Origin of the sequence: Neorhizobium descurainiae (genome assembly GCF_051400715.1) — a bacterium.
Classification (GTDB): domain Bacteria; phylum Pseudomonadota; class Alphaproteobacteria; order Rhizobiales; family Rhizobiaceae; genus Neorhizobium.
Genome location: NZ_JBLFFK010000012.1, coordinates 114,986 through 139,710 on the forward strand (window position 1 = coordinate 114,986; position 24,725 = coordinate 139,710).

General features: G+C 63.4%; 31 protein-coding genes and 1 pseudogene. 7 read left to right on the plus strand and 25 right to left on the minus strand.

What is annotated here, in order from left to right; all coding sequences use genetic code 11:
• Positions 1 to 208: 208 nt before the first annotated feature.
• Both ACMGE0_RS20315 and ACMGE0_RS20320 read right to left on the minus strand, forming a co-directional pair.
• Positions 209 to 598, minus strand: coding sequence for a hypothetical protein (locus ACMGE0_RS20315; protein WP_436817696.1), 390 nt, complete (start codon positions 596 to 598; stop codon positions 209 to 211).
• An 82-nt stretch (positions 599 to 680) separates the two neighbouring features.
• Positions 681 to 1,664, minus strand: a complete 984-nt coding sequence (locus ACMGE0_RS20320) for a YihY/virulence factor BrkB family protein (protein WP_436817697.1) — start codon at positions 1,662 to 1,664, stop codon at positions 681 to 683.
• 116 nt (positions 1,665 to 1,780) lie between these two features.
• On the opposite strand from ACMGE0_RS20320, the gene ACMGE0_RS20325 reads away from it, so the two are divergent.
• Positions 1,781 to 3,352, plus strand: coding sequence for a helicase HerA-like C-terminal domain-containing protein (locus ACMGE0_RS20325; protein WP_436817698.1), 1,572 nt, complete (start codon positions 1,781 to 1,783; stop codon positions 3,350 to 3,352).
• Positions 3,353 to 3,700: 348 nt separating this feature from the next.
• Here ACMGE0_RS20325 and ACMGE0_RS20330 read toward each other — a convergent pair whose 3' ends face one another.
• The 4 genes from ACMGE0_RS20330 to ACMGE0_RS20345 form a co-directional block, all read right to left on the minus strand.
• Positions 3,701 to 4,393 (minus strand): dihydrofolate reductase family protein, encoded by a 693-nt coding sequence (locus ACMGE0_RS20330; RefSeq protein ID WP_436817699.1) that lies wholly within the window; start codon positions 4,391 to 4,393, stop codon positions 3,701 to 3,703.
• Between the two features lie 213 nt (positions 4,394 to 4,606).
• Positions 4,607 to 5,422, minus strand: coding sequence for a VOC family protein (locus ACMGE0_RS20335; RefSeq protein ID WP_436817700.1), 816 nt, complete (start codon positions 5,420 to 5,422; stop codon positions 4,607 to 4,609).
• A 41-nt stretch (positions 5,423 to 5,463) separates the two neighbouring features.
• Positions 5,464 to 5,931, minus strand: a complete 468-nt coding sequence (locus tag ACMGE0_RS20340; protein WP_436817762.1) for a DUF1579 domain-containing protein — start codon at positions 5,929 to 5,931, stop codon at positions 5,464 to 5,466.
• A 43-nt stretch (positions 5,932 to 5,974) separates the two neighbouring features.
• Positions 5,975 to 6,739 (minus strand): DUF899 domain-containing protein, encoded by a 765-nt coding sequence (locus tag ACMGE0_RS20345; protein WP_436817701.1) that lies wholly within the window; start codon positions 6,737 to 6,739, stop codon positions 5,975 to 5,977.
• Between the two features lie 66 nt (positions 6,740 to 6,805).
• Here ACMGE0_RS20345 and ACMGE0_RS20350 point away from each other — a divergent pair, with 66 nt between their 5' ends.
• A complete protein-coding gene (locus ACMGE0_RS20350) occupies positions 6,806 to 7,252 on the plus strand; it encodes a MarR family winged helix-turn-helix transcriptional regulator (protein ID WP_436817763.1) in 447 nt (148 codons plus the stop codon).
• On the opposite strand, the gene ACMGE0_RS20355 is transcribed toward ACMGE0_RS20350, so the two are convergent.
• On the minus strand, positions 7,245 to 7,385 hold the full coding sequence (locus tag ACMGE0_RS20355) for a hypothetical protein (protein WP_436817702.1): 141 nt from the start codon (positions 7,383 to 7,385) through the stop codon (positions 7,245 to 7,247). The genes ACMGE0_RS20350 and ACMGE0_RS20355 overlap by 8 nt on opposite strands.
• 27 nt (positions 7,386 to 7,412) lie before the next feature.
• Complete coding sequence (locus tag ACMGE0_RS20360; protein ID WP_085422665.1) at positions 7,413 to 7,835, minus strand: organic hydroperoxide resistance protein; 423 nt, start codon at positions 7,833 to 7,835, stop codon at positions 7,413 to 7,415.
• A gap of 143 nt (positions 7,836 to 7,978) precedes the next feature.
• On the opposite strand from ACMGE0_RS20360, the gene ACMGE0_RS20365 reads away from it, so the two are divergent.
• Positions 7,979 to 8,437: a MarR family winged helix-turn-helix transcriptional regulator gene (locus ACMGE0_RS20365; RefSeq protein ID WP_436817703.1), complete on the plus strand. Its 459-nt coding sequence runs from the start codon at positions 7,979 to 7,981 to the stop codon at positions 8,435 to 8,437.
• 16 nt (positions 8,438 to 8,453) lie between these two features.
• Here ACMGE0_RS20365 and ACMGE0_RS20370 read toward each other — a convergent pair whose 3' ends face one another.
• The 5 genes from ACMGE0_RS20370 to ACMGE0_RS20390 all read right to left on the minus strand — a co-directional run bounded on the left by ACMGE0_RS20370 (position 8,454) and on the right by ACMGE0_RS20390 (position 12,253).
• Complete coding sequence (locus ACMGE0_RS20370; protein ID WP_436817704.1) at positions 8,454 to 8,861, minus strand: DUF6766 family protein; 408 nt, start codon at positions 8,859 to 8,861, stop codon at positions 8,454 to 8,456.
• Between the two features lie 64 nt (positions 8,862 to 8,925).
• Entirely contained in the window at positions 8,926 to 9,819 is an 894-nt protein-coding gene (locus ACMGE0_RS20375; RefSeq protein ID WP_436817705.1) for an aminoglycoside phosphotransferase family protein, read from the minus strand.
• A 47-nt stretch (positions 9,820 to 9,866) separates the two neighbouring features.
• Complete coding sequence (locus tag ACMGE0_RS20380; protein WP_436817706.1) at positions 9,867 to 10,589, minus strand: L,D-transpeptidase; 723 nt, start codon at positions 10,587 to 10,589, stop codon at positions 9,867 to 9,869.
• 295 nt (positions 10,590 to 10,884) lie between these two features.
• On the minus strand, positions 10,885 to 11,709 hold the full coding sequence (locus ACMGE0_RS20385; RefSeq protein WP_436817707.1) for a L,D-transpeptidase: 825 nt from the start codon (positions 11,707 to 11,709) through the stop codon (positions 10,885 to 10,887).
• 73 nt (positions 11,710 to 11,782) lie between these two features.
• A complete protein-coding gene (locus ACMGE0_RS20390; protein WP_436817708.1) occupies positions 11,783 to 12,253 on the minus strand; it encodes an Rrf2 family transcriptional regulator in 471 nt (156 codons plus the stop codon).
• A 137-nt stretch (positions 12,254 to 12,390) separates the two neighbouring features.
• Here ACMGE0_RS20390 and ACMGE0_RS20395 point away from each other — a divergent pair, with 137 nt between their 5' ends.
• Positions 12,391 to 13,278, plus strand: a complete 888-nt coding sequence (locus tag ACMGE0_RS20395; RefSeq protein ID WP_436817709.1) for an NAD(P)/FAD-dependent oxidoreductase — start codon at positions 12,391 to 12,393, stop codon at positions 13,276 to 13,278.
• Positions 13,279 to 13,320: 42 nt separating this feature from the next.
• Here ACMGE0_RS20395 and ACMGE0_RS20400 read toward each other — a convergent pair whose 3' ends face one another.
• From ACMGE0_RS20400 to ACMGE0_RS20450, 11 genes are all read right to left on the minus strand, one after another.
• Positions 13,321 to 13,776 carry a nucleotidyl transferase AbiEii/AbiGii toxin family protein gene (locus ACMGE0_RS20400; protein ID WP_436817764.1) on the minus strand — a complete coding sequence of 152 codons (456 nt, stop codon included), beginning with the start codon at positions 13,774 to 13,776 and terminating at the stop codon, positions 13,321 to 13,323.
• Positions 13,689 to 14,036, minus strand: a complete 348-nt coding sequence (locus tag ACMGE0_RS20405; protein ID WP_436817710.1) for a nucleotidyl transferase AbiEii/AbiGii toxin family protein — start codon at positions 14,034 to 14,036, stop codon at positions 13,689 to 13,691. The genes ACMGE0_RS20400 and ACMGE0_RS20405 overlap by 88 nt, the downstream gene beginning before the upstream one ends.
• Positions 14,036 to 14,260, minus strand: a complete 225-nt coding sequence (locus tag ACMGE0_RS20410) for a hypothetical protein (RefSeq protein WP_436817711.1) — start codon at positions 14,258 to 14,260, stop codon at positions 14,036 to 14,038. The genes ACMGE0_RS20405 and ACMGE0_RS20410 overlap by 1 nt, the downstream gene beginning before the upstream one ends.
• Positions 14,261 to 14,304: 44 nt before the next feature.
• A complete protein-coding gene (locus ACMGE0_RS20415; protein ID WP_436817712.1) occupies positions 14,305 to 15,258 on the minus strand; it encodes an alpha/beta hydrolase family protein in 954 nt (317 codons plus the stop codon).
• 15 nt (positions 15,259 to 15,273) lie between these two features.
• Entirely contained in the window at positions 15,274 to 15,528 is a 255-nt protein-coding gene (locus tag ACMGE0_RS20420) for a hypothetical protein (RefSeq protein ID WP_436817713.1), read from the minus strand.
• On the minus strand, positions 15,528 to 15,959 hold the full coding sequence (locus ACMGE0_RS20425; protein ID WP_436817714.1) for a PIN domain-containing protein: 432 nt from the start codon (positions 15,957 to 15,959) through the stop codon (positions 15,528 to 15,530). The genes ACMGE0_RS20420 and ACMGE0_RS20425 overlap by 1 nt, the downstream gene beginning before the upstream one ends.
• Positions 15,960 to 15,997: 38 nt before the next feature.
• Positions 15,998 to 17,638 carry a cisplatin damage response ATP-dependent DNA ligase gene (locus ACMGE0_RS20430; RefSeq protein ID WP_436817715.1) on the minus strand — a complete coding sequence of 547 codons (1,641 nt, stop codon included), beginning with the start codon at positions 17,636 to 17,638 and terminating at the stop codon, positions 15,998 to 16,000.
• Between the two features lie 202 nt (positions 17,639 to 17,840).
• Positions 17,841 to 18,851 (minus strand): ligase-associated DNA damage response exonuclease, encoded by a 1,011-nt coding sequence (locus ACMGE0_RS20435; RefSeq protein WP_436817716.1) that lies wholly within the window; start codon positions 18,849 to 18,851, stop codon positions 17,841 to 17,843.
• A gap of 57 nt (positions 18,852 to 18,908) precedes the next feature.
• Positions 18,909 to 19,340, minus strand: coding sequence for a hypothetical protein (locus ACMGE0_RS20440; RefSeq protein WP_436817717.1), 432 nt, complete (start codon positions 19,338 to 19,340; stop codon positions 18,909 to 18,911).
• A gap of 37 nt (positions 19,341 to 19,377) precedes the next feature.
• Positions 19,378 to 20,238, minus strand: a complete 861-nt coding sequence (locus tag ACMGE0_RS20445) for a hypothetical protein (protein WP_436817718.1) — start codon at positions 20,236 to 20,238, stop codon at positions 19,378 to 19,380.
• A 76-nt stretch (positions 20,239 to 20,314) separates the two neighbouring features.
• Entirely contained in the window at positions 20,315 to 21,847 is a 1,533-nt protein-coding gene (locus tag ACMGE0_RS20450; protein WP_436817719.1) for an MDR family MFS transporter, read from the minus strand.
• A 117-nt stretch (positions 21,848 to 21,964) separates the two neighbouring features.
• Between ACMGE0_RS20450 and ACMGE0_RS20455 the strand changes: the two genes are divergently transcribed.
• The 3 genes and pseudogenes from ACMGE0_RS20455 to ACMGE0_RS20465 form a co-directional block, all read left to right on the plus strand.
• A complete protein-coding gene (locus ACMGE0_RS20455; RefSeq protein ID WP_436817720.1) occupies positions 21,965 to 22,501 on the plus strand; it encodes a MarR family winged helix-turn-helix transcriptional regulator in 537 nt (178 codons plus the stop codon).
• Positions 22,502 to 22,569: 68 nt separating this feature from the next.
• Complete coding sequence (locus ACMGE0_RS20460; RefSeq protein ID WP_436817721.1) at positions 22,570 to 22,818, plus strand: type II toxin-antitoxin system ParD family antitoxin; 249 nt, start codon at positions 22,570 to 22,572, stop codon at positions 22,816 to 22,818.
• Positions 22,819 to 23,085, plus strand: a pseudogene (locus tag ACMGE0_RS20465) (type II toxin-antitoxin system RelE/ParE family toxin); the annotation flags it as partial.
• A 56-nt stretch (positions 23,086 to 23,141) separates the two neighbouring features.
• Here the strand turns inward: ACMGE0_RS20465 and ACMGE0_RS20470 are convergent.
• The gene (locus tag ACMGE0_RS20470; protein ID WP_436817722.1) at positions 23,142 to 24,650 is read right to left on the minus strand and encodes a diguanylate cyclase domain-containing protein; all 1,509 of its coding nucleotides are present in this window, start codon (positions 24,648 to 24,650) and stop codon (positions 23,142 to 23,144) included.
• Positions 24,651 to 24,725 lie beyond the last annotated feature (75 nt).

Consider the following 24,725-nt stretch of genomic DNA (forward strand, 5'->3'; position numbering starts at 1 on the left):
CCATCGGTCCTTCAGGAGCGCGTATCCTTCGAGAAAGGATCAGAGCCCCGAAAGGACGGGTCGGTGTATTGACGTCGAACTTCGACTGTCGGGGTTCATCTCTCTTGTCCTTTGAAAGAGCGACGCCCGAACGGGCGTCACTTGCGCGCTGGGATGCGCCCAAAGCGGAGAAAAGTCAAACGCTTTTTGCACCGCACAGGCGGGCGCATCAGACGAATTGGCTGAGGCCCGGAACGGAGGCGACGACCGTGTCGACCACCTCGTCGCCGGCATGCTCGCGGGCGATCGCGATCGTCTCCTTGGCGAGCGCGGTGATCTCGCCCATGCCGAGGCCCTGGCTCATCAACTGCTGGCCAAGCGCCATGACGCCGCCGCCGAAGCTCGACATTAGGCCGCCGAGCAGACCGCCATTGCCAGCCCCCTCGCCGTTGAACTGAGCGACCAGTTCCGGGGCACCCGGGATGGCCTCGATCATCCGGGCGACCGCGCCGTCATCGGCCTCGCGCTGCAGGAAACCGAGCATCATGCCGACCGCCTTTTCGGCGACGTCCGGGGCAATGCCGACATTCTCGGCGACGCGGGAAACCAGTTCGTTCATCAATCTCTCCTCGGGGTTTTGACGTTCACGTCAAGGTAATACACACAGTCCCTGCCGAAGCCAACAGGGAGCAGGCTCTTGTTCAGGCTTTGTCGGAGCGCTCGCCCACCGTGTCGGCCATGTAGGCGCCGCGCGCCCCAAGCGGCTTTTCGGTACCGGTCGTCGAATCGCGGGCCGTTTGATGCTCCAGCTCCGCATTGATTTCGGCGCCGACAATGACGATAATGACCGAGATCCATGTCCATACCATGAAGCCGATCAGCGCGCCGAGCGTCCCGTAGGTGGCGTTGTAATCGGCAATATTCCCCAGATAAAAGGAAACCGCGACCGAGGCCAGGAGCCAGGCGACGGTCGCGAATGCCGCACCCCAGGTGAGCCATCTGAGCTTTGCGGGCTCGCGGCTCGGGCCCAGGCGATAGAGCATCATGATGCCGCCCGCCACAAAGAGCATCATCACCGGCCAGCGCGCGAAGCGTATGATGACCTCGGTGAAGCGATCGAGCCAGAGATATTTGAGAGCGGCAGGTACGATGCCCATGGCGATCAGGATGACGATGGCCAGCATCAGGGCGCCGAGGGTGAAGAGGAGCGAGACGAGATTCAGCCGGACGAGGCTTCGCTTCTCCTGTTCCGCATAGGCCACGTTCATCGCCTCGAACAGTGCCTTCATGCCGGCATTGGAGCTCCAGAGCGCCAGGAGCAGGCCGCCGATCAGGCCGATCGAGAGCGTGGTGTTGCGCTCCGCGCTCAGGCCGCGCACCTGACCCAGGAAGATGTTCAGAGCATCCGCCGGCATGATGGCGCTCAGGAAGGCTACCCGTTCGGCGATCGCGGCCGGGTCCGAGACGAAGCCGTAGAGGGAAACCAATGCGCTGGCCGCGGGGAAGAGCGCCAGGAGAAGATAGTAGGTGACGCCGGCCGCCACCAGCATGACACGGTCCTCAGTGATGGCGGCATAGACGCGCCAGAAGACGTCCTTCAACCCGCGGGACGGGATTTCGCCCGGGGAGCCGGCCTCGCGGCCCCTGCCCTTTTCCGATGGAGCGGCCGTTTCGCCGGTCGTCATGCCTCACCCAGCCTTCCCGCGCGGTCGCTTCGCGGCAATCTCGTCACCGTTGCCCGGCGTCGCGGCACGGCTTATAAGTGATTGGCGAACAACGCGGCGAGGGAGCGCATAGTTGCATGGACGATACGGGAAAGCTCTTCATCGGCGGCAGCCGCAAGCCGGACGATTCGCTGAACAAGGCTGAATATCTGGAGCTGAAGTTCGGCAACCGCCACGGCCTGATCACCGGCGCCACCGGCACCGGCAAGACGGTGACCCTGCAGATCCTGGCCGAGGCCTTTTCGAAGGCCGGCGTGCCCGTCTTCGCCGCCGACATCAAGGGCGACCTCTCCGGCATCGCCGCCAAGGGCGAGCCGAAGGATTTCCTCCTGAAACGCGCCGAGCAGATCGGCCTTGCCGACTACCAGTTCGAGCAGTTTCCGGTGATCTTCTGGGACCTCTTCGGCGAAAAGGGCCACAGGGTGCGCACCACGATCGCCGAGATGGGGCCGCTTCTGCTCTCCCGGCTGATGGACGCTTCCGAACCGCAGGAAGGCGTCATCAACATCGCCTTCAAGATCGCCGACAAGGCGGGGCTGCCGCTGCTCGACCTCAAGGACTTCGCCTCGCTGCTCAACTACATGGCGGAAAACTCCGGCGAGCTTTCCAGCCAGTTCGGACTGATTTCCAAGACGTCCGTCGCCTCGATCCAGCGCGCGCTGCTGGTGCTGGAACAGCAGGGGGCGGAGCATTTCTTCGGCGAGCCGGCGCTGAAGATCACCGACATCATGCGCACGTCCAATAACGGCTACGGGCAGATTTCGGTGCTCGCCGCCGACAAGCTGATGATGAATCCGAGGCTCTACGCGACCTTCCTGCTGTGGCTGCTCTCGGAGCTCTTCGAGGAATTGCCGGAAGTGGGCGATCCGGACAAGCCGAAGCTCGTCTTCTTCTTCGACGAGGCGCATCTGCTCTTCAACGACGCGCCGAAGGTGCTCACCGAGCGCGTCGAGCAGGTCGTCCGCCTCATCCGTTCCAAGGGCGTCGGCGTCTATTTCGTGACGCAGAACCCGCTCGACGTGCCGGAAACCGTGCTGGCACAGCTCGGCAACCGGGTGCAGCACGCGCTGCGCGCCTATACGCCGCGCGAGCAGAAGGCGGTGAGGACCGCAGCCGACACCTTCCGCCCCAACCCGGCCTTCGATTGCGCCGAGGCGATCACCAATCTCGGTACCGGCGAGGCGCTGGTCTCGACGCTCGAAGGCAAGGGCGCGCCCTCGATGGTGGAACGCACGCTGATCCGCCCGCCATCCGGCCGCATTGGTGCGCTGACCGACCAGGAGCGGCAGGCGGTGATCGACAGGAGCCCGGTGCTCGGCCTCTACGACGAGGACCTGGACCGCGAATCGGCCTTCGAAATCCTGGCCGCCCGCGCCAAGCAGGCGGCCGATGCGGCTGCCGCGAAAAAGGCGCAGGACGAGCTGCAGACCGCGCCGCCTGGCGGTTCCGGCGAGACGGGCGGCTGGACGTTGCCGGGCTTCGGCACCGGCGACGACGAGGGCGGTGGACGGGGCCGCGCCCAGCCGCGCCGCTCGGGCTACCAGCGCGAAACGGTTGTCGAAGCGGCGATGAAGAGCGTCGCGCGCACCGTCGCCACGCAGGTCGGCCGGGCACTCGTCCGCGGCATTCTGGGAAGCCTGAAACGATAGGCGGGCCAACCGGGCTCCGGCGGGGCCGCGCGGCAGAGCTATCGCATATGAGGAACCGAGCAAGTTCGGCTTGCGCCCTCTTCTCCCCAGCGGGGAGAAGTGCCGAGCAAAGCGAGGCGATGAGGGGGTGTACACGCGGCAAACGAAGTGCTGGATTTTGGCTTCGCCCCCCTCATCCGGTCCTTCGGACCACCTTCTCCCCGCTGGGGAGAAGGGGAGCGCCCCGCCGCCTCATCATTCCACGGAAGCTTCAGCATATTCTGCTCATATGCAATGACCCTACCCCGGCAGAGAGAGTATCGGGCGGGTCGCGGCGAAACCGGGAGGCTTCAGCGCCGGTTGCCATTCTCAGCCCTTCGCCATCTTCTCCCGACGTTCGAGTTCCGCCGGGCTCGGCGGTTGGTGCGCGAAGGAACCGGTTTCGACATCGCCGGCCCGGCGGTACCTGGCGATGATGGTGCCCTTCGGCGTGACGTCGGACTTCACGAGCTCCAGTCCGGCCGGAACGGCGCCCGAGCCGAAGAACCGCTTGCCCTTGCCGAGCACAATCGGCGCGACGATCAGCGTCATCTCGTCGAGCAGGTCGTTTTCCAGCAGGATCTGGATGATCTCGGTCGATCCCTGCACGAGAAGATCCGGCCCGTCCTCCCGCTTGAGGCTGCGCAGCGCGCCCGCGACATCTTCGCCCAGCGCCCGGCTGTTCGCCCAGGTGAGCGTCTCGGGGCGGTGGGTGGCGACGAATTTCGTGACCCTGTCGAAAAGTTCGGCGATCCTGGCGGTGCCTTCGTGGTAACCGTCTGCCGAAGGGTTCCTTTCGATATAGGGCCAGTAGGCGGCGAAAATATCGTAGGTCCAGCGGCCGAGCAGCAGGTCGAAGGGCTTGACGAACATTTCGCCGACCGCATGGCCGATCTCCTCGTCCTGCAGTCCTGCCAGCCAGCCGCCGTGGGCGAAGCCGCCCGTCGTATCCTCCTGCGGCGCGCCGGGCGCCTGCATGACGCCATCGACGCTGACGAAAGCTGAAATCACAATCCTGCGCATGTTCCTGTCCTCCATCTCGGATTTGATGCCCACAGGACGAGCGAGCCCGCGCCGCGCCGACAGGGGGCATGCGAAAAAATCCGGGATGCGGCCATCGCGAGGAATTCAGGCGCTGCGGCGCCTGGCAGACATCAGGTTTTCGATACGCGGTGGCCGCAGGAACGCCCCTGCCCTTCGCGAAAGGGCGTCTCCGCAGCACTCCGGTTTTTGGGTCTATCTCTTCGCCGCCACCAGCGCGAAGAATGCGCCCTGCGGATCCTGGCCCTGGATGATCCAGCTTCCGCCGGGGACTTCCATCGGGCCCATGAGGATCTGCCCGCCGCCGGCCGTGACCCGTTCGACCGCCGCGTCGATCGCATCGACGTTGAAGTAATAGCACCAGCAGGGCACGGGCACCTGCTCCGGCCTGGTCATCATGCCGCCGGTCTGCCGACCGTTATGGGCGAAGACCTTGTAGACGCCCATCGGACCCATGTCGAAATCGTGGTCCAGCGTCCAGCCGAACATTTTCGAGTAGAAGTCGAAGGCTTCCTGGCCGTTGCCGGCATAGAGCTCCCGCCAGCCGACATTGCCGACCGCATCGGGCGCCAGTTCCTGCGGCGGGTTTTCCGGCGGGATCGGCGTCATGATGCAGATGACCGCGCCATGCGGATCGGCGACGACCGCAAAACGGCCGATGCCGGGGATGTCCTCCGGCTCGCGCTGCACGCGGCCGCCATTCTCCGCGAAATCCTTCGCCGTCCGGTCGCAATCGTCGACCGCGACATAGCCGGTCCAGTTCGGCGGGATATTGCCTTCAAGCTCCGGCGGAAAATTCATCATGCCGCCGATGCCGGGACAATTGTCGCCCTCGCCCATCTCGAACATGAAATAAGGGAAGTCGATGTCCGGCATCTCGGCCTTCGTGACCTTCCAGCCCACCACCGACGAATAGAATTTTCCGGCGGCATCGGTGTCGGGCGTCATCAGCTCGCACCAGATGAATTTGCCATGGGTCTCCGAACGGGACCCCGAAACGGTCTGCGACATGGTCGTCTCCTCCGCGAGATCGGTTTTTGGCGCAGGCAAGCTCACCGCTTGCGCGCATATTGCGCTTCCATGAATTCTTTCCAGGTGCCGTCCGCCTGTTTGGCGCTGGAGTTGAAGACGCGGTGATCGTCGTCCTTGAAGATGATCTGCTCGCGGTATTCGCCGGTCTTGCCGGGATCGGTGAAATCCGGGCCGGTCGTATAAAGGTTGAGCGTGCTGCCGTCGGCGGAGACCTCGCCCTCATAGACCCACATGTGGGTCATCATCGAGCCGATCCAGCTGCCGACATATTTGCCCTTGGCGGGGTCGTAGCCGAGCGTCAGGACCGTGGTGGCGGACCCGCCGCCCGGCATGTCGCCGTTGCCTTCGGCCACGAACCAGATGCCGTGCAGAGAGCGGACCACTTCCACCCATTTCTCGTCATTGCCCATGCTGGTGGACGTGACCTCCCAGATGCCGACCATTCTTTCCAGAAAACCGTGCTCGGCTTGCGGCTTGGCAAATTCCATTTCCATGGCTGTTCCTCCCTGTGATAGCCGATCATGAGCCCACTTAATGGCAAGAGGATGAACCTGTCTCCTCCGGCTTCGGTTCGTATTCGTCGTGGCGCTTGACGAAATTCATGGTCGCGTCCTCGTTGCGGCCGAAGGGCGCCCGGTCGAGGATCATCAGCGTGCCGATCAGTTCCTCGCCGCCGCGGGCATAGCTCGAATAGGTATGGAAGACCTCGCCCTTCTCGTTCCTGTAGAAGGCGGAAAGGCCCGGCAGTTCGTCATGCGCCTGTTCCGGCGGGATGGCGGTGAAGTTATAAAAGACCTTGTCCTTCGCCAGATCCTCCTTCGTGAAGGATACGTGGTAGTCGAAGTTGAAATCCGAACCGTAGGACGAGACCCAGGGGAATTTCCAGCCCATGCGCTTCCTGTAGGCCTCGATCTTTTCGAGCGGCGCGCGGGAGACGGCAATCAGCGTCACATCGTGATGGTTGAGATGCGGCAGCGTGCCGTCGAAATGGTCGGACAGGAAGGAGCAGCCAGGGCAGCCGGCCTCCCATTCCGGACCGAGCATGAAATGATAGATGACGAGCTGGCTGCGGCCGTCGAAAAGTTCGGCAAGCGTCTTCTTCCCTGCCGGCGTGTCGAACACATAGTCCTTGTCGACCTTCACCCAGGGAAGCGCCCGGCGTTCGGCGCGTACCTTGTCGCGCAGATGCGTCTCCTCCTTCTCCAGAGCCAGCAGCTTGCGGCGCTCCTCCAGCCATTCCTCTCGGGATACAACGGGATTTTCCGATGGGGTCTTCGGTGAAACGATGGCGTCCATGACAGGCCTCCTCCTATCCTTGACAAGATATGTTGATATCAACATAGTCTTTCCATGCTGTCAAACATTCAAAACATCGACGTGATTCCTTTTTCGACAACCCTGCATGTGCGCGACACGTGCCTGTGCCTGTGTGTGCAGCGGGGGGCCCGGGCGCTGGCGCGGCGTTTCGACAAGGCCATGAAGCCGATCGGGCTCACCAACGGGCAGTTCTCGCTGATGATGGCGCTGAACCGGCCGCAGCCCGCCCCGATGGGCTCGGTCGCCAAGCTGCTCGCCATGGACCGCACGACGCTGACGGCGGCACTCAAAGTGCTGGAGCGGCGCGGGCTCGTGGAGACGACCGTCGATCCCAAGGACCGCCGCGGCCGTCTTCTGAGGCTGACGAATGACGGAACGACCATGCTTTCCGCCGCGCTGCCGATCTGGACGCGCGTGCATGCCGAGATCGATGCGGAGCTCGGCGAGGGCGAGTCGGACCGGCTGAGGGCAACGCTGAATTCGATCAGGTAAGCATCGAGGCGATCCGCGGATCGGCGACAAAATTCTCTCTCGAAAACCCGAGCCGCGTGAGCGGAAAATCACGGATCGCCTGCACGCCCGCCTGCGACAGACGGATGCGCCAGGTCTGAACGGGAGCCGACACCGAGGACGGCTCCCCCTGAGTGCTACATCAGGCGACCGAGACCGGAACTTCGGTCGAGGTGCGCATGGCGTGGCTGTAGGGGCAGACGATATGCGCCTTGGCGACGAGGTCTTCGGCGACCGACTTTTCAACGCCCGGAATGTCGACCAGCAGCGAGACCTCGATGCCGAAGCCGCCGCCATCCTCGCGCGGGCCGATGCCGACCGTCGCCGTCACCTTGGCGTCGTCCGGGATCTTCACCTTCTCCTTGCCGGCGACGAATTTCAGCGCGCCGAGGAAGCAGGCGGAGTAGCCGGCCGCGAAAAGCTGTTCCGGGTTGGTGCCGGTGGCGCCGTCGCCGCCGAGTTCCTTCGGAACGGTGAGGTTCACGTCGAGCACGCCGTCTGCGGAACGGGCATGGCCGGCGCGGCCGCCGGTGGCGGAAGCCTTGGTGGTGTAGAGAATGGGCATGGTTCAAACTCCCTTGGGTTGATAACTTGTTCGCAATTAAGTTGCGCACAATCTAGTTACGCGCATTGCAATCCGGCGTCAAGCCTGCGAAAATGCCGGACGAGGAAAACATAGAGCACGGATACGTGAAGACAGGACCGGCCATGCAGAAAAAAGCGCGCGACGTGAAAGATGTGGAGATCAGGCTCGACGCACAGCTCTGCTTTGCGATCTATGGCGCCGCGCACGCCTTCACCCGCACCTACAAGCCGCTGCTCGACCCGCTCGGGCTCACCTATCCGCAATATCTGGTGATGATCGCGCTCTGGGAGGAGGACGGCCAGCCGGTGAAGGCGATCGGCGAAAGGCTCGGCCTCGATTCCGGCACGCTCTCCCCTCTTCTGAAGCGGCTGGAGCAATCCGGCCTCGTCGCCCGCAAGCGCGACCGCGACGATGAAAGGCAGGTGAGGATTACGCTGACGGCGAAAGGCGCGGAACTGAAGAGCCGGGCCGCGGGCGTGACCCAGGCGATCGGCAAGGCTCTCGGCTGCAGCCTCGATGAAGCGGCAGAGCTGCGCGACGGCCTGGTTGCGCTGAAGGAAAGATTGCTGTCCGCCTCCTGAGGGATGATGGCCGAGGTCAGGGCCTATGGGCGTGGGGCTCGTCCGTGTGGCGGCCGGAATAGCGCTCGTCCAGATCCCGGATGACCCCTTCCCCGTCCTCGGGGTCCACCTTGCGGAGAATGACGTCTATCTTCGCCTCCAGCCGGTCGGAGCCTTCCTTCGATTGCGGCGAGCCGAGGAAGAGGAAGAACGCCAGCCCGCCCACCTGCCACAGAAGCTGCAGGAATTCGGACTGCCAGTTCTCGAACGTATCCCTGAGCATCTCGACCAGATAGCCGGAAAGCTCGATCGGCTGGCCGTGTTCGGCCTGTTCCTGGACGAAGGCGAACCAGCCGAACAGCCAATGACCCACGAGGCTGAAGACGAAGAAGGCAAGAGTGATCCAGGCGTAGCTGTAGGCCCGCCACAACGAATGCTGCTGCATGGGTTCTCTCCAGAAATGTCACGCCCTGTAACGGGAAAGTTCCAGGGGTGGTTCCCGGCAAAGATCAGGCTGCGGCGAGGTGATCCGAAACGATCCGCTCGATCCAGCGGCGGTGGAGATCGGCTCTCTTCCCGTCTTTCTCCCTGAGATCGGCGATCGTGATCAGCGCCTTCCACAGGCACCAGCCGCGCGCCCTTTCCCAGGTATCGGGATCGAGCGCCACGCGCTCCCGGAACGCCTGTGCAGCCGGCCGGTCGAACAGGGTCCAGGCGATGACAAGATCGCAGGCGGGATCGCCCACGCCGGAACTGCCGAAATCGATCACCGCCGAAAGCCTGCCGTCGCGGACGAGCAGATTGCCCTCGGCGATATCGCCATGCACCCAGACTGGCCTCTCGGCCCAGTTCGAGACCAGCGCCCTCTCCCATATTTCGGTCATCAGCGGCGCATCGAGTTCGCCGGCGAGGATTTCGATCGAACGCCGCGCCTCTTCGTCATAGACCGCAAGCGATCCGCCACGGTGGAAATTATGCGTGCCGGCGGCCGGCCCCGCGGCGGCATCGATCCTCCACAGCACAATGAGAAAATCCGCCAGGTCCCGGGCGAAGCGGGCCATGTCGGCGATCCGTTCGCGCTTCGCCGTCTCGCCCTCGATCCAGCGATAGACCGACCAGGGCCAGGGATAGCCTTCTCCCGGTTTGCCGAGCGCAACGGGAGCCGGAACGGGAAGCGGCAGGCGGGCGCCGAGCGCCGGCAGAAAGCGGTGCTCCTTCTCGACCTGGGCGACATAACGCTCCGCGCTCGGCAGGCGCACCGACATCTCGTCGCCGAGGTGGAAGGTGCGGTTATCCCAGCCGCCGGAAGCGACGGGCCGGACGGGCAGATGCGCCCAATGCGGGAACTGCGCGGCTACCAGCCTTTCGACAAGCGGCGCATCGATCTCAAGCATGGGCGACATCTCCAGCCTCGGCAGGCAATATCCTCCTGACCCGTCAGCGGGCCGGACTACTGCCAGACGACGATGCGGGCTTTCTGGGGCACGCGGTCGTAGAGATCGATGATATCCTGGTTCATCAGGCGCACGCAGCCCGACGAAACCGCGCGGCCGATGGAATTCCATTCCGGCGATCCGTGCAGGCGGTAAAGCGTATCCTGACCGTTCTGGAAGATATAGAGCGCGCGGGCGCCGAGCGGGTTCGTGAGACCCGGCGGCATGCCGCCGTTGTCCGCCGAATATCGCGCAAGTTCCGGCTGGCGGGCGATCATTTCGTTCGGCGGCGTCCATTTCGGCCATTTCTGCCGCCACTGGATGACGCCGTCACCCGACCAGGAGAAACCCTCGCGGCCGATGCCGACGCCATAACGCATCGCCGAACCGCCGGGCTCGACGAGATAGAGGAAGCGGGAGGGCGTATCCACCACCACCGTGCCCGGACGCTCGCCGGTCGGGTCCACCACCCGCTGGCGATAATAGCGCGGGTTGATCTGCTGATAGGGGACCGCCGGAATGACGAAGCCGCCATCGACGACGGTGCCATACATCTGATCCAGTTCCGGGGAGCTGCCGGGGAGGATGGCCGGCCGGCGGATGCTGCCGCCATCGCGATAGCTGATGATCGTGTCGCCGGGTGCGGGGCCCGGCGAAGCGCAGCCGGCCAAGGTCGATGCCGTGCCCACGCCCAGGAGAGAAAGAAAGCCTCGGCGGGAATAGGGAGTGTTCAGGATCATGTGTGGAGAACCGCTCGATGAAAACGCGTGGACAGCAAAAAGCATACTTCAACGGAAAGGTGGCTTAAAGGTTCCTAACCCGTTCCGCAGCCTTCAAAACATAGGTCTGCGGTAATTAAGCAACTATTCACGACACCTACACGACGTTTCAAACTCGCGGGATGAAAAACGAAAAGAGCGGCCGAAGCCGCTGCCAGACTGCTGACAAACCTTTCGGCACACACGCGTCCTCATCCTCGGCCCTGTGCCGAGGATCTGCAAGATCAACGTCTTAGATGCTTGGGCTGCATCAACGTCAGATGACCACGATCGGCGTGCCGGACGGAACCCGGTCGAAGAGATCGATCACATCCTGATTGAGCATGCGCACGCAACCGGAGGACGTCGCCTTGCCGACCGACTGCCAGTCCGGCGTGCCGTGGACGCGGTAGAGCGTATCCTTGCCGTCCTGGAAGATATAAAGCGCGCGGGCGCCGAGCGGATTGTTGAGGCCGGGATCGGCGCCGCCGTTGGAAGCGGCGAACTGGCGCAGTTCCGGCTGGCGCGCGACCATGTCGTCCGGCGGCGTCCAGCGCGGCCATTTCGCCTTGCGCTGGATGACGCCGCGGCCCGACCAGCCGAAGCCCGCCTTGCCGAGACCGACGCCGTAGCGGATCGCCCTGCCCTCCGGCTGGACGAGATAGAGGAAATGCGCGCGGGTATCGACGACGATCGTGCCCGGCGCCTCGTTCGTGCGGTAATCGACTTCCTGGCGCAGATAGCGGGCGTCTATGCGGGAATAGGGAATCTCCGGAAGCGTGTGCCCTTCGTCGCGGACGACGCCGTACATCATCCGATGCACGGGGTTGGAGACCGGCAGGCCATATTTCTGATGGAAATCCGACGGGTAGAGCTGACGCTTGTGCGGAATTCCGCCCGGCATGGGCGGGGGCAGATTGCTCGGCGGGTCCTCGTAAGGGGGGATATAGAAGACCGGCGCCGTCTCCTGGACGAAGACATCCGGGTTCATCCGGCTCGTATCGGTGACGAAAGGGACCTGACAACCGGCCAAGGCGGCGGCCGCGGCAACGACCAGCGAGAGGCCGGGGATTCGGCGGAAAGGCTGAGAAGAAAATGGCATGGAAACCCGCTTCCGGCAGATGACGTCCAAGCGACAATGGCAGGCGCGGCTGGCGCGAAGCTTATGGAAAGGCTCACGAAGGGCAGTCGGCGCCGGCCGGGACCGCCGGGGCTGCCGGACGCCTCGACATCCGGCTGTCGAAATCGCGGGCGATGTCCGCCAGCGTCACATGGGCGAAGCGCTCCAGGAGCAGTCTTTCCGCTTCTTCGAAGGCATCGGCAAGGGCGGCATCGACCGCCTGCTCCACCAGGCATTCCGGCCTGTCACAGGCAGGGCCGACGGCAAAAACCGGCGGCTCGCCCACCGCGCGGTAGATATCGAGAAGCGTCATCTCCTCCAGGCGGCGGTCGAGTGTCCAGCCGCCGCCATGGCCCTTTTCGGAACGGACATATCCCTTCTCCCGCAAGCCGGCCATGGTGCGGCGGATCACCACGGGGTTGGTATTCAGCATTGCGGCGATCGTCTCCGACGTCGCCGTTCCCTGGTGGCGGTCCATATGGATCAGCACGTGCAGCATGCGCGAAAGGCGGCCGTCATGTCTCATCGGGTTCTTCCCTTATCGATCTCACCTCACCATTCTAGCTCAAGAAACATCACGCAACAAGATAAGTTACAAATCGCTTGACATAAGGCTATTCATGTAACTTTATGAGTATCGAGACATTTCGAAGGAGCGAACCGATGACCTATGACGCCATCATTGTCGGCGGCAGCTATGCCGGCCTCTCCGCGGGCCTTCCCCTCGCCCGCGCCCGCCGGCGGATTCTCGTGATCGACGAAGGCATCCGCCGCAACCGGTTTGCCGAGCACTCGCACGGTTTCCTGACGCAGGACGGCGAAGAGCCCGGCGCGATCGCCGGAAAGGCGCGCGCGCAGCTTATGGCCTATCCGACCGTCGACTGGATCGATGGACGCGCGGACAGCGCCCGCAAGGAAAGCGACGGCTTCGCCGTCTCCATCGGAGGCAAGGACATGGCCGGAAAGGCGCTGGTGCTCGCGACCGGCGTGAAGGACCATCTGCCGGAGATACCGGGGCTCCGGGAACGGTGGGGAAGAAGCGTTTTCCATTGCCCCTATTGCCACGGCTACGAACTGAACCAGGGGGCGGTCGGCGTGATCGCGGTTTCGCCCGCATCGCTGCACCACGGCCTGATGCTGCCGGACTGGGGACCGACGACGCTGCTGCTGAACGGCGCGTTCCAGCCCGACGGCAAGGCACTGCGCGAGCTTTCCCGACGCGGCACGAGGATCGAGGAAAGCCCGATCCGTTCCATCGGCGGCCATGCCGACGTGCATCTGCAGGACGGCCGGACGCTTTCCTTCGCGGGGCTCTTCACCATGCCGCGCACCGAGATCGGCAGCCCGATCGCCGAAGAGCTCGGCTGCGCTCTGGAGGACGGCCCGATGGGGCGGTTCATCCGCACCGACGAGACGAAGCAGACCAGCATTGCCGGCGTCTTCGCGTGCGGCGATGCAGCCCGGGCCGCGGGATCGGTGGCACTCGCGGTCGGGGACGGTGCGATGGCAGGAACCGCGGCACATCGCTTCCTGATGTTCGGGGCGTTCTAGCGGATGCTTTTTGGCAACCGGCTGAGGCCAGACGAGCGATGCTCAGGCACGGACTTCAAGCCGGGGCCAAAGCCGCCTGACCTCACGGCGCAGCGCGGAGATGGCATCCGACGCCCTTTCACGCTGCATGGTCAGGGCGTCGGCGGCAGCATTCCGCTCTGCCTCATCCCGCAGCCGGTTCACCACCCAGGCCAGCTTCCGCTCGACATCCGCCCCGTAAGCGGCCGCCGCCTTTTCGACGGCCCCGGCCGGAAGCGCGCCGAAATGTTCGACCAGCATGCCGAGATCGAAGGCATCCCTGTAGGCGACCGAACGGTCCTGACACCAATCCGCATTGGCAAGCAGCTTCTCGGTAAACATATCCTCCGGCCCAAGGACCGGCACGCCCAGATCGGAATCCATTCCACCGCTTAAGGCAATCCGCGCTTCGCGAATGATCTCGAATTTGATCTGCTGCCCTTTGAACTCGAGAATCGTCCTGAGCCCGTATTGATCGATCCTGAATCCCGCAGTCCCTTTACAGTCTCCGGGAAAAAAGCGGCAAGGCCCCGCTCCGTCGCAGCAGTGCGAAGCTCGCGATAACCCGCCGCCGACGCGCAGAGAAAATCGATATCCAGAGAATGCCGATATTCTCCGAACTTGAGTACAATCGCCGTTCCGCCACCGAACCAGCATTCATTTGCCAGCAGGCAGGCGTGATCCATCAGCGCCAGCGCTTCGGCAATGATCCGGTGCTCGGGGCGCAGAAATGTCTTCATCAGGATTTCAGCAAGACGCCGTGGCCGAATTCGGCGACCAGATCGCGAATGAGGTCGGCCTCCCGTTTCGTCAGGCGCTCCTCATCGACAAAACGCCAGTTGCGCTCGTAGATCGCGAGGACCTCCCCGGCCGGAATCGGGCGCAACGGGTCGCGGCTCCAGACGAGCTGTTTCAGCTCCGGATAGTCAGCGGGGACAATAGTGCGGTCCTGCGCGGTTTCCATTTCCGAAACATAGTGCGAAAACCAGGGAAAAGACAGACCCGGGCCTATCCCGCCACCTGACCGAAGAAGCGGATGCTTTCGGCAACGGCGCCGGGTACCACGCCGTTATGGGTTCCCGGCAATGTCTTCGCCTCGATCGGAATGCCGGCCGAGCGGGCGCGGGTGATCAGGAGCTGGTGGTCCTTGTCGAACGGCCGCTCCTCGCTGCCGCGCAGCAAAAGCGTCGGGCATTTGAGGCTCGGGCTGAAGCAGACCGACGAGCGCATGACGAACTCCTTGGGATCGCTTGCGTCGAAGCGGATTTCCCGTTCGTAACGGTTGAAGAACCGCCAGGAATTGACGCCCGCCGAAATCGGCGCGGCGGCGCGGAACGTCCGGCTCATGGCGGCAAGCAGCGCCAGCGTGCCGCCATTCGAGTGCCCGGCCAGGAAGAGGCGGTTCCTGTCGATCCCCGGCAATTGCTCCAGATAGCCGGCGGCTGCCAGCGCATCGGCCGTCTCGTCGTAGAAGCCGGAGAAATCGCCCGCCTGGCCGTTCTCGCCACGGAACGAGGGCAGCATGACGACGAAGCCGGCCTCCCAATAGGGCTTCATCAGTTCCCAGTGGCCGTCTCCGGTCGCGTTGCCGCCGTGCAGGAAGAGCACCGCGGGCTTCAGCTTCGAAGAAGGCTCGTAAGGCGAGATCCAGGCGATCAGTTCGATTGAACCGTCCGGCCCACCGTGGTAGGTGACGCGCCTTGCTCCGGACGGCGTGCCGAGCGGCTCGGACTTCTCCGGCGACGGCCCCTTCCGCAAAAGGTTCGTATGGAACCGCTTCCTCGCCTCCCCGTAATCCAGCCGTTCGAGCGGCGGGACTTCCGGAATGGGAAAGTCGGCCAGCGCCGCAGCCGGCAGCATCGCCACGGCCGAGAGCCCGGCGGCCGCAGCGAGCAACGTGCGGCGGCTCAGACCGCCATTTTCCGAAGAGGGTTTCGAGGAGAAGATGCGGTCGTCTGCCATATCTGCCGGGCCTGATCAGCGTTTCGAAATATCCGGCATATCATCACCTGGCTCGGGCGCTTGTCCATTCAAGGATTCGAGAATAGCCAGAGCCTTCTTGGGATCGCCACGACCGGCTCTCTTCTGCAAGGCCCTCCAAGCTTTACGTTGCCCTATGCCTTCAGCGATGAACGAAACGAGCAGTTGATTGATTGAGACGTTCTCCTCTTCAGCAGCAGTGCGGGCCTGCTCCATCAGATAATCGGGAACCCTGAGGGGGTACTGGCTCATCATTGCTCTCCTGGTCTCATTTCCAAAATGAACTGGCGGGCGCTCATCGCTCTCACGCCAAATGCGTCAAGCGCGCCATACCGAAAATGCCGGTCATCCGTCACGATAATCCTTGCGCCGGCAGCAAAGGCACATTCCACGAACAGGTCGTCCTTTGGATCGTCCAGAAACGGGCGAAACCGAAAGTAGGAGGATACCTTGAATGCCATCGTGCAGATGGCATCGATGATGATATCGACCTCTTCTCTCGAAGCAACCGGCGGCTCTCCGAGCATGCCGGCCCGGAACAGGACATCCTCATACTCCAAGACGACAGCCGGAGAGATCGCAAAGGGTGTCGAGCCTCTCAGCATCCCCTTGAGAACGTGGCCGGATGCGCCCTGCGGAGAGCGGATGCCTCTGACGATCACGTTGGTATCCGCTACAATCATACACCTATAGTAATATCATATACGATATCAGGCAATGATTATCCTTCCCTCGCCTCCACCATGGCCGTCAACGTCGAAAGCCGGTCGGCGTCGCGGGGCAGCTTGTCCTGGCGCAGGCGGGCGATCCGGGGGAAACGCATGGCGACGCCGGATTTGTGGCGGGTCGAGCGGTTGATGCCTTCGAAGGCGACTTCCAGCACGAAGCCGAAATCCGGTTCGGCGCGCACGGCCCGCACCGGCCCGAAGCGATCGACCGTGTTGTCGCGCACGAACTTGTCGAGCACTTCGAGCTCCGCATCGGTGAAGCCGAAATAGGCCTTGCCGACCGGCACCAGTTCCTCGCCGTCCGGCGTCTGCGCCCACACACCGAAGGTGAAGTCGGAATAGTAGCTCGACCGCTTGCCGTGGCCGCGCTGGGCATAGAGCATCACCGCGTCGATATTGTAGGGATCGCGCTTCCACTTGAACCACGGCCCCTTGAGGCGGCCGGCCTGATAGGAACTGTCCTTCTTCTTGATCATCACGCCTTCGATGACCGGATCGGGCGGGGCGATGCGCAGCCGGTCGAGCTCGTCCCAGGTGGAGAAAGGCACGAGTTCGGAAAGGTCGAAACGGTCGTGCGGCGCCTTCTCGATGACGTCGCCGAGGTGCCGGCGGCGCTCGAAGAAGGTCTCGGCGCGGATGTCTTCGTCGCCCCGGAAAAGCAGGTCGTAGGCGCGCACGAAGGCCGGATAATCGTCCAGCATCTTTCCGGTCACCGTCTTTCGGTTCAGCCGCTGCTGCAGGTCGGAAAAGGTGCGCGTCGGGCTGTTGGAGCGCGCCGTGCCGCCGACCAGCAGTTCGCCATCGATGACGCCTTCGAAATTGATCGCGCCGACGATGTCCGGAAAGGCGCCGGTGATGTCGTCGCCGGAGCGGGAATAGAGTTTTCGCGTGCCGCCGTAGCTCGACATCTGCACGCGGATGCCGTCCCATTTCCATTCGGCGGCGTAATCGGCCGGATCGAGCTTTTCGAGATCGCCCTCCTCCACCGGATTGGCCAGCATGACGGAATGGAAGATGGCGGGCGTCGCGAGCACCGGCTTTTCCGCCCTGCCCTCCAGCCAGGCGAAGAGCGGCTCGTAGGGCGGCGTCAGCCCGTGCCAGAGGGTCTCGATCTCGGTCACATCCTTTTTGTTCTCTCCGGGGCCGCTCATGTCCGACAGCGCCTGCTTGGCGAGCCGGGCCGAAACGCCGATGCGCAGCGCTCCGGTGGCAAGCTTCAGGAAGGCGAAGCGGCTCGACGTATCGAGCCGGTCGAGCAGGTCGCGGACGGCCGAGCGAACCTCGGTGCGGCCGAGCGAGTTCATGCGCGTCACCACCTCGCCGAGGCGCGGCTGGTGCTCGTCGTCGATCGTATCCTTCCGGCCGCCATCCCAGACGAGCGAGATGGTCTCGGCGAGATCGCCGACATAGTCGTAGGAATACTGGAAGAGGATCGGGTCCATGCGCTCCAGCACCAGATCACGCAGCATGGCCGGCTTGACGCTTTTCAGGTCCAGCGCGCCGGCGAGTGCGGCGAGACCATAGCCCCGGTCCGGATCGGGCGTATCGCGGAAGTAGTCGGCGAGAAGGGTGAGCTTGCCGTTGCGCGACGGGGTGAGCACGAGGCGGTCGAGGAGGGTGGCGAAGGGTTTCATTGTGGCGCCTCCCCAAATATCCCCTCCCCAACCCCTCCCCACAAGGGGGAGGGGCTTTGCTGCCTCGCGCTCCCGTCGAAATGGAGGTCAGGTCGCGCCCCAGGTTTTCTCCCCCCTTGTGGGGGAGATGGCCGGCAGGCCAGAGGGGGGCTTCCTTGACGAGGGCTTCTCTCATCGGAGGTGGAAACGCTGCGAACCACCATCAATCCCCCTCATCCTCATAACCAACGAGATGCAGCGGCCGGGCGGGGATGTTTTTGAGCTCGCACCAGCGCACCAGCGCCTCCTCGCGGCCATGGGTGACCCAGACCTCGGACGGGCCGATCTCCTCGATGGTGGCAAGCAGTTCAGGCCAGTCGCAATGGTCGGAAATGACCAGCGGCAGTTCGACGCCGCCCTGTTTCGCCCGCTGGCGGATCAGCATCCAGCCGGAGGCGAAGGCGATCAGCGGCTCGTTGAAGCGCCGCGCCCAGCGATCCTGAAAGGCAGAGGGCGGGCCGACGATGACGGCGCCCCTGAAGGCGGAAGGGTCGCTCTTTTCCGTGGTCGCGGGCCTTATGTCGCCGAGATCGATCCCCTGCCCGGCGTAATAGTCGCAAAGCTTCGCCAGCGCGCCGTGGATGAAGATCGGTTCGGAATAGCCGCAATCGCGGATCAGCCTTATCACGCGCTGCGCCTTGCCGAGCGCATAGGCGCCGATCAAATGGCTGCGTTCCGGAAACTGTTCGAGCGAGGTGAAGAGCTTTCCGATCTCGGCCCTGGGGTCGGGATGGTGGAAGACCGGCAATCCGAAAGTCGCCTCGGTGATGAAGATATCGCAGGCGACCGGCACGAACGGCGCGCAGGTTGGGTCGGTGCTGCGCTTGTAATCGCCCGAAACGACGATGCGCAGTCCATCCTTCTCGATGGCGATCTGCGCCGAGCCGAGCACGTGACCGGCGGGGTGGAAGCTTATCCGGACGCCATCGAGGTCGATCTCCTCACCGAAGGCGACGGCCTGTTCCGATCCCGAGAAGCCGTCGCCATAACGCAGCCGCATGATGTCGAGCGTCTGGCGGGTCGCCAGCACCGCGCCGTGGCCGGCACGGGCATGGTCGGAATGGCCATGGGTGATCAACGCCCGCTCGACGGGACGCACCGGATCGACATGGAAGCGGCCGATGGGACAGAACAGCCCGGCCGGGGTGGGATGAAGCAGCGCCTCGGGTTTCATGTCCTTGAAGATAGGGCAAAAACGGCATGACGCCAGACCGGCCGCGCCGACCGCACGCTATTGCCATTTCAGGATTTTGGTCAGCGCATCCTTGTTCTTGATCAGGTTGTTGACCGCACCCGGGTCGTTCAGGGATTCGATGACCCTGAGCTTCTCGTCCGAGGAAAGGTTCTTGCCGGCCTCGCGGATGATCAATACCTGGTCCGCCGCCTTGATCTCATCCAATGCCGAGGCTGCCGCATCGATGCTCGGCCGGATGGACCGCTGATCCTGCAGGAGATAGAGAAACTCTCCCGCCTGCAGCCGGACGGTGTCGTCGTCATCCTGCGCCGCCGCCACCAGGATCGGGAAATCCTCCTCCTTGAGATTGGCGGATATGGCCTGCCTCGTTTCGGCCGTCGGCGAGCGGCGCATCATCTCGGCCAGCGCGTAGGTTATGCCGAGCTTGGTCCGGTAATCGTCCTGATCCTGCCTCAGGTGCCGCAGCATGGCCGGGACCGCCGCCGGGCCGAGTGCCGCCAGATTGTCACGCGTGCTGCGGCGAATGGAGGCGTCGTCGTCCTGCAGACGATCGAATATCGCCGGATCGATGTACAGCGGCAGGAACTGGGCAAATGCGGGAGGAAGGAGCAGCGACTGCAGGAATGGCGATCGCCAGATCCTGCAGGGAGCGCACTTCCTTGAAGACGGCCTCGCCATTTTCGGTCACCACCCGGCGGCCGAGGTCGAAGTCCCAATCGATATTCTTGTTGTTGCCGAAAAGCGGCCCCAGATGCGCCTTGGCGATGCGGTCGGCGCTGGCGACCATCGTGAATTCCGAACGGGGCTGACCGCTGTCGAGCGTGGTCACCCTGATGCGGATGTTCGACTTCCGGAAGCCGTTATTGGTCAGGATGAACTTGATCTCCTTGGCGTTGTGATCACGATACTGGTACATCGGATCGTCATCGAGGATGACGAGGTCGCTCAGTTTGTCGATGTCGCCGCTGATCGAACCGGTTTTGTAGAGCATGGGCGGCGTGTCATAGGCCTGCAGAAGCAGGAACATGGCGAACGCTATCGCAACCGATCCGCCCATCGTCCATCCCCGCCAGGCCCCCTGCGCCTGAGCGCCGAAGGCCGACAGGACGACCGCCACGCCGGCACAGGCAATCAATGTCGTCAAAAGGGATTTCTGATCGAGAAAGCCGGCGGACACACCTCCGACGATCATCAGCAGCCCGACCGCGATCGCTATGCTGGTCAGATGGGGAGGAATTCCGCCGCCGCCCGGCCCCTGTCCATTTCCTCCACCCCCTCCGCCTCCCGGCCCGTTCGGTGCCGGGTTCTGAGGATCGGCGGCGTTGCCGTTGCCGCCAGCATCCTGGCCAGGATCATCGTTAGCCATTGCAAAGCCCCCGCTCAAAGCAGAGGGTAATTATACTTATAGTTTTAAATATATCAATAAATAACTTTTGGTTGCATCAAGTTGCAGACGTGGAAGGACTCTCGCTCCGCACCACAGCCGGCGGCAAGCGGACCGGTTTCAGCATGCAGCCGGCAACGAGACCGATCACCGCCATCACGCTCCCGGTCAGGAAGACCGGTATGAACGCGTTCGTATAAAGCGTGTGAACGGCGATGCGCGACGCTTCCGGCAGTGCCAGCATCATCGTGGGCGTCAGGGAGCCGATATCCGCCACACCGGGAATGCTGGTGCCGACGCCCCGGATGCCGGCGGCGACGATCGCGCCGTAGATGGAGATCGCGATCGAGGCGCCGGCCATGCGCATCAGCGTCACGGCACCGGTCGCCGCGCCGACGTCTTCCCGCGGCGCGGAATTCTGCACGCCGATGATCGGCGCCTGCTGGCCGAAACCGATCGCCAGCCCCTGCATCAGCATGAAGCCAAGGATGACCGGAACCGGGGTTCCGACAGGAAGCTGCGAGAAGATGAACAGCGCCACGACGTTCATCGACAGGCCGATGAGCGTGAAAGGCTTGTAACGGCCGGTGATCGAGATCAGGCGGCCGGTGGAGATGGAGCCGATGACGATGCCGACGGTGGTGGCGACGAAGCAGAAGCTCGCGGCGGTCGGCGAAAGGCCCGTCGTCGTCTGCAGGAAGAGGGCGAAATAGTTCGCCATGCCGATCGCCACCGATCCCGTGCAGAAGGAAACGACAAGGAAGAGCGAAAAGGTCGAATCCCGGAAGAGCTTCAGGGGCACGATCGGCTCCGGCACCCGGCCCTCGACGAAAACCCAGAGAATGGCGCAGGCGGCACCCGCAGCAACGACGACCATGGACTGCCAGGCGACCAGAGAGCCGAACAGGGTGACGCTGTCGGCCCAGACGACGATGCTCGCCACCGTGCCCGCCAGGAGCAGCGCGCCGAGATAATCGATCTTCGGCTTGCGGACGGGACGGCTATAGGGAAGCAGGAGCGAAATGCCGGTCAGCGCGACGATGCCGACCGGCAGGTTGATGAGGAAGATCGACCGCCAGCCGAAAAGTTCGCTCATCGTGCCGCCGAGCAGCGGGCCGAGGCTGCCGGACGCCATGATGACGAGGCTCGAATAGCTCTGGTATTTCGCCCGTTCGCGCGGCTCGAAGAGATCCGCATTGATCGAGAAGATCGACACCATGATGCCGCCGCCCCCGAGGCCCTGGAGCACGCGCGAGGCGATGAGCGAATCCATCGACCAGGCGAGCCCGCAGGTCAAAGATCCGATGGTGAAGATGACGATCGCCGCCAGCATCACATATTTGCGGCCGAAAAGATCGCCGAGCTTGCCGTAGATCGGCATCGAAGCACTGCTGGCAAGAAGATAGGCCGAGCCGACCCAGCCGAAACGCTCCAGCTCACCGAACTCGCCGATGATCGTCGGCAGGGCGGTCGAGACGATCTGATTGTCCAGCGTCGCCATGAACAGCGCAGTCAGCAAGAAGCAGAAGATCGCCAGCCGCTGACGGTGGCTGGCGACGAGCGGCACGTGGGCCGGGCGGGTCATATCCATAGGTCAATCCAAAGTATCCAAAATTTATGTGACTTATGCATATGATTGTCAATGGCACGTTGATGTGAAAAGCAAGGAACTGTTGGAATGAGGCGGATGCTCTGGTATGATTTGAGGATGACGACCAAGAGCCTCTTGAACCAGGAAACCGCGGCCGCCCCCTCCCAGGAAGACGTGGCACGCATCAGCGAAACACTCGGCCGCATGCGATTGTTGATCGGCCGGCGCATCATCGGCCGCACCGCGATCGCCAATATCGCGCCCGGCCTGGAAATCTCGCATCTCGACGTGCTGGACGTGATGCGCCGCATCGAGGGCGAGGTGACGGTCGGAGCGATCGCCGAAGCCATGCGCATCGACCCCTCCCGCGGCAGCCGGCTGGTGGCCGATCTCGTCGCCCGCGGCATCCTGCGCCGCGACGCATCCCAGACCGACGGACGCCGTTCCCTCGTCGTCAGGACGGAATTCGGCGACAACCTGCTGGCCGAGATCCGCGCCGTCAAACGCGCGCTGCTCGCCCGCGTGCTGGAGGACTGGCCGGAAGACGAGCTCAGCGCCTTTTCGCTGCTGTTCGATAAGTTCGTCTCGCGCTTCGAAGCGCTTTACGTGACGGCGGAGAAGCCCCCGGAGCTGCAGCTTTCCGACGCCTCCTGACGATGTCAGAGATTGCGCATAAATTAGCATTCCGGTACTCTTGAAGGGAAAAGATCGGAGGCAAGAGCATGAACGTTTCGATCGGTCCCCGCTGGGAAAAATTCATCGAGGAAGCGGTGCAGGACGGCCGCTACGGCTCCGCCAGCGAAATCGTGCGCGAAGGCCTGCGGCTCGTCGAAGAGCGCGAGGCAAAGCTTTCGGCGCTCAGGGAGACGCTGCAGCGGTCGATCGAGGCGGGCGGCGACGTCAGCGAAGAAGAGCTCGATGCTTCGCTTGAAGCAGTCACAGAAGAACTGCGCAAGGAAGGTTATCGTTGAGTGCCTCGCGTTCAATATCTCGATAGCGCTCACGCGGATTTCGGGAACATTTTCGATTATGTCGCCAGAGAAAGCGGCAGCATCGCAACCGCACAGAAATTTGTTGAAGCCCTTCGGCAAAAATGTCGGCATCTGGCCAGCTTGCCCGGGACCATGGGCCGTGACCGCTCCGAGCTCGGGCATGATTTAAGAAGTGTCGCGCACCGGGGATATAGCATTTACTTCCGCTACGCCGGCAACCGCTTTCAGGTGGTCAACATCCTCGAAAGCCATCGCGATGCCGAAAAGCATTTCGGCATCGATACCGAAGCCGAAGACGAAGGCTACCCCCCCTCGCCTGCCGACACGCACAGCCTGTCACGGCCCATGTCCTTCGCCTCGTACATGGCGCGGTCGGCACGGGCGAGCAGGGCTTCGGGCGTGTCGCCATCCTGCGGGAAGAAGGCGATCCCCATGCTGCACGTCGCGACGACGCTCTTCCCTTCGATGGCGACGGGACTCGCGATTGCGGCACGCAGATCCTGCAACCGGCGCAGCACGCCCGCTTCGTCCTGGTTGGGATTGCTGAAGACGATCGCGAACTCGTCGCCTCCAAGACGGACCAGAAGATCGGTCGCGCGAATGCAGCCCACCATGCGGGAGGCCAGCGTCTTGAGCACTTCGTCTCCGGCAGCATGGCCGAGCGTATCGTTGATCCGCTTGAAATTGTCGAGGTCGATATAGGCGACGGTGACCTTGCGGTTTTCGCGACGGGCCTCATGCAGGGCGCGGCCGAATTGCGTCCAGAACAGCGTCCGGTTCGGCAGGCCGGTCAGGGGATCGTGATGGGCCATATGCCGGATACGCTCCTCGTTGCGGGCGCGCTCGACGGCGATGCCGGCGATATCGGTCGCCATGGCCGTCAGTTCGAGTTCGAGATCCGTCGGCTCCCGGGGAGTGTCGGAATAGAGCCCGAACGTGCCCAGCACCCGGCCATCGGGCGCCAGGATGGGAGTCGACCAACAGGAGCGGAAGCCGAACCTGATCGCGAGTTCGCGGTAATCCTGCCAGAGAGGGTCGGCCAGGACGTCCTTGACGAAGACCGGCGAGCGCCGCCAGGCGGCCGTGCCGCAGGAACCGACCCTGGGGCCGATCCGAATGCCATCGATAAGCTTCACATAGGCCGGCGGCAGCCTGGTCGCGGCTCCGTGGCGCAGGCGATCCTCCTCAAGAAAAAGGACGGACGCGGTGATGCCGTCGAGTTCGTCCTCCACCGTATGGACCAGCGCATTCAGCACCGCCTGAAGCGGCTGGCCGCGGGCGATCATCTCCAGCAGACGGGCATGGCCATGGCGACGGTCGTCCTGGCGCTTGCGCTCGGTGATGTCCCGCGAGATGCCGACCAGGCCGACGATCTGGCCGTCCGGATTGCGCAACGGCATCTTCGACGTGATGAGCCACAGCACGCGTCCATCGGAAAGCTTGACCCGTTCCTCCCGGCCCTCGACCGCCACGCCCGTCGACATGACCTCCTGTTCGACGGCAAAGAGCTCACGCGCGGTTCCATGATCGAGAATGTCGAAATCGGTCTTGCCGATCATGTCCGAGCCGAGGTGGAACCTGCCGTTGCGGGCGGCGGCATTGGCGAAGACAAAACGGCTGCGGCGGTCCTTCACATAAACGAAATCCGGAAGATGATCGAGAAGCGTGCCCGTCTCAAGCTCGCGCCTCACAAGCGCTACGTCGAAATCGTCGTCGCTCTCGGTGGAAATACGGAGCAGACGGCTGCACAGTTCCTCCAGCGGATCGGCGGAAAAGGCCAGGGGCACGCCATGTGACAGGGGTTCCACCATCCCTGCGTCTCCTTTTTCATCAGAAAAATGCACGAAAACCCGCCGCCTGTTGCTTCCATAGCATGGCGGAGAGTT

What these genes read in the sequence shown, in the direction of transcription:
- ACMGE0_RS20315 (WP_436817696.1), bottom strand. Translation starts at nt 598, where the DNA reads ATGAACGAACTGGTTTCCCGCGTCGCCGAGAATGTCGGCATTGCCCCG.
- ACMGE0_RS20320 (WP_436817697.1), bottom strand. Translation starts at nt 1,664, where the DNA reads ATGACGACCGGCGAAACGGCCGCTCCATCGGAAAAGGGCAGGGGCCGC.
- ACMGE0_RS20325 (WP_436817698.1), top strand. Translation starts at nt 1,781, where the DNA reads ATGGACGATACGGGAAAGCTCTTCATCGGCGGCAGCCGCAAGCCGGAC.
- ACMGE0_RS20330 (WP_436817699.1), bottom strand. Translation starts at nt 4,393, where the DNA reads ATGCGCAGGATTGTGATTTCAGCTTTCGTCAGCGTCGATGGCGTCATG.
- ACMGE0_RS20335 (WP_436817700.1), bottom strand. Translation starts at nt 5,422, where the DNA reads ATGTCGCAGACCGTTTCGGGGTCCCGTTCGGAGACCCATGGCAAATTC.
- ACMGE0_RS20340 (WP_436817762.1), bottom strand. Translation starts at nt 5,931, where the DNA reads ATGGAATTTGCCAAGCCGCAAGCCGAGCACGGTTTTCTGGAAAGAATG.
- ACMGE0_RS20345 (WP_436817701.1), bottom strand. Translation starts at nt 6,739, where the DNA reads ATGGACGCCATCGTTTCACCGAAGACCCCATCGGAAAATCCCGTTGTA.
- ACMGE0_RS20360 (WP_085422665.1), bottom strand. Translation starts at nt 7,835, where the DNA reads ATGCCCATTCTCTACACCACCAAGGCTTCCGCCACCGGCGGCCGCGCC.
- ACMGE0_RS20365 (WP_436817703.1), top strand. Translation starts at nt 7,979, where the DNA reads ATGCAGAAAAAAGCGCGCGACGTGAAAGATGTGGAGATCAGGCTCGAC.
- ACMGE0_RS20370 (WP_436817704.1), bottom strand. Translation starts at nt 8,861, where the DNA reads ATGCAGCAGCATTCGTTGTGGCGGGCCTACAGCTACGCCTGGATCACT.
- ACMGE0_RS20375 (WP_436817705.1), bottom strand. Translation starts at nt 9,819, where the DNA reads ATGTCGCCCATGCTTGAGATCGATGCGCCGCTTGTCGAAAGGCTGGTA.
- ACMGE0_RS20380 (WP_436817706.1), bottom strand. Translation starts at nt 10,589, where the DNA reads ATGATCCTGAACACTCCCTATTCCCGCCGAGGCTTTCTTTCTCTCCTG.
- ACMGE0_RS20385 (WP_436817707.1), bottom strand. Translation starts at nt 11,709, where the DNA reads ATGCCATTTTCTTCTCAGCCTTTCCGCCGAATCCCCGGCCTCTCGCTG.
- ACMGE0_RS20390 (WP_436817708.1), bottom strand. Translation starts at nt 12,253, where the DNA reads ATGAGACATGACGGCCGCCTTTCGCGCATGCTGCACGTGCTGATCCAT.
- ACMGE0_RS20395 (WP_436817709.1), top strand. Translation starts at nt 12,391, where the DNA reads ATGACCTATGACGCCATCATTGTCGGCGGCAGCTATGCCGGCCTCTCC.
- ACMGE0_RS20405 (WP_436817710.1), bottom strand. Translation starts at nt 14,036, where the DNA reads ATGAAGACATTTCTGCGCCCCGAGCACCGGATCATTGCCGAAGCGCTG.
- ACMGE0_RS20410 (WP_436817711.1), bottom strand. Translation starts at nt 14,260, where the DNA reads ATGGAAACCGCGCAGGACCGCACTATTGTCCCCGCTGACTATCCGGAG.
- ACMGE0_RS20415 (WP_436817712.1), bottom strand. Translation starts at nt 15,258, where the DNA reads ATGGCAGACGACCGCATCTTCTCCTCGAAACCCTCTTCGGAAAATGGC.
- ACMGE0_RS20420 (WP_436817713.1), bottom strand. Translation starts at nt 15,528, where the DNA reads ATGAGCCAGTACCCCCTCAGGGTTCCCGATTATCTGATGGAGCAGGCC.
- ACMGE0_RS20425 (WP_436817714.1), bottom strand. Translation starts at nt 15,959, where the DNA reads ATGATTGTAGCGGATACCAACGTGATCGTCAGAGGCATCCGCTCTCCG.
- ACMGE0_RS20430 (WP_436817715.1), bottom strand. Translation starts at nt 17,638, where the DNA reads ATGAAACCCTTCGCCACCCTCCTCGACCGCCTCGTGCTCACCCCGTCG.
- ACMGE0_RS20435 (WP_436817716.1), bottom strand. Translation starts at nt 18,851, where the DNA reads ATGAAACCCGAGGCGCTGCTTCATCCCACCCCGGCCGGGCTGTTCTGT.
- ACMGE0_RS20440 (WP_436817717.1), bottom strand. Translation starts at nt 19,340, where the DNA reads ATGCTGCGGCACCTGAGGCAGGATCAGGACGATTACCGGACCAAGCTC.
- ACMGE0_RS20445 (WP_436817718.1), bottom strand. Translation starts at nt 20,238, where the DNA reads ATGGCTAACGATGATCCTGGCCAGGATGCTGGCGGCAACGGCAACGCC.
- ACMGE0_RS20450 (WP_436817719.1), bottom strand. Translation starts at nt 21,847, where the DNA reads ATGGATATGACCCGCCCGGCCCACGTGCCGCTCGTCGCCAGCCACCGT.
- ACMGE0_RS20455 (WP_436817720.1), top strand. Translation starts at nt 21,965, where the DNA reads ATGACGACCAAGAGCCTCTTGAACCAGGAAACCGCGGCCGCCCCCTCC.
- ACMGE0_RS20460 (WP_436817721.1), top strand. Translation starts at nt 22,570, where the DNA reads ATGAACGTTTCGATCGGTCCCCGCTGGGAAAAATTCATCGAGGAAGCG.
- ACMGE0_RS20470 (WP_436817722.1), bottom strand. Translation starts at nt 24,650, where the DNA reads ATGGTGGAACCCCTGTCACATGGCGTGCCCCTGGCCTTTTCCGCCGAT.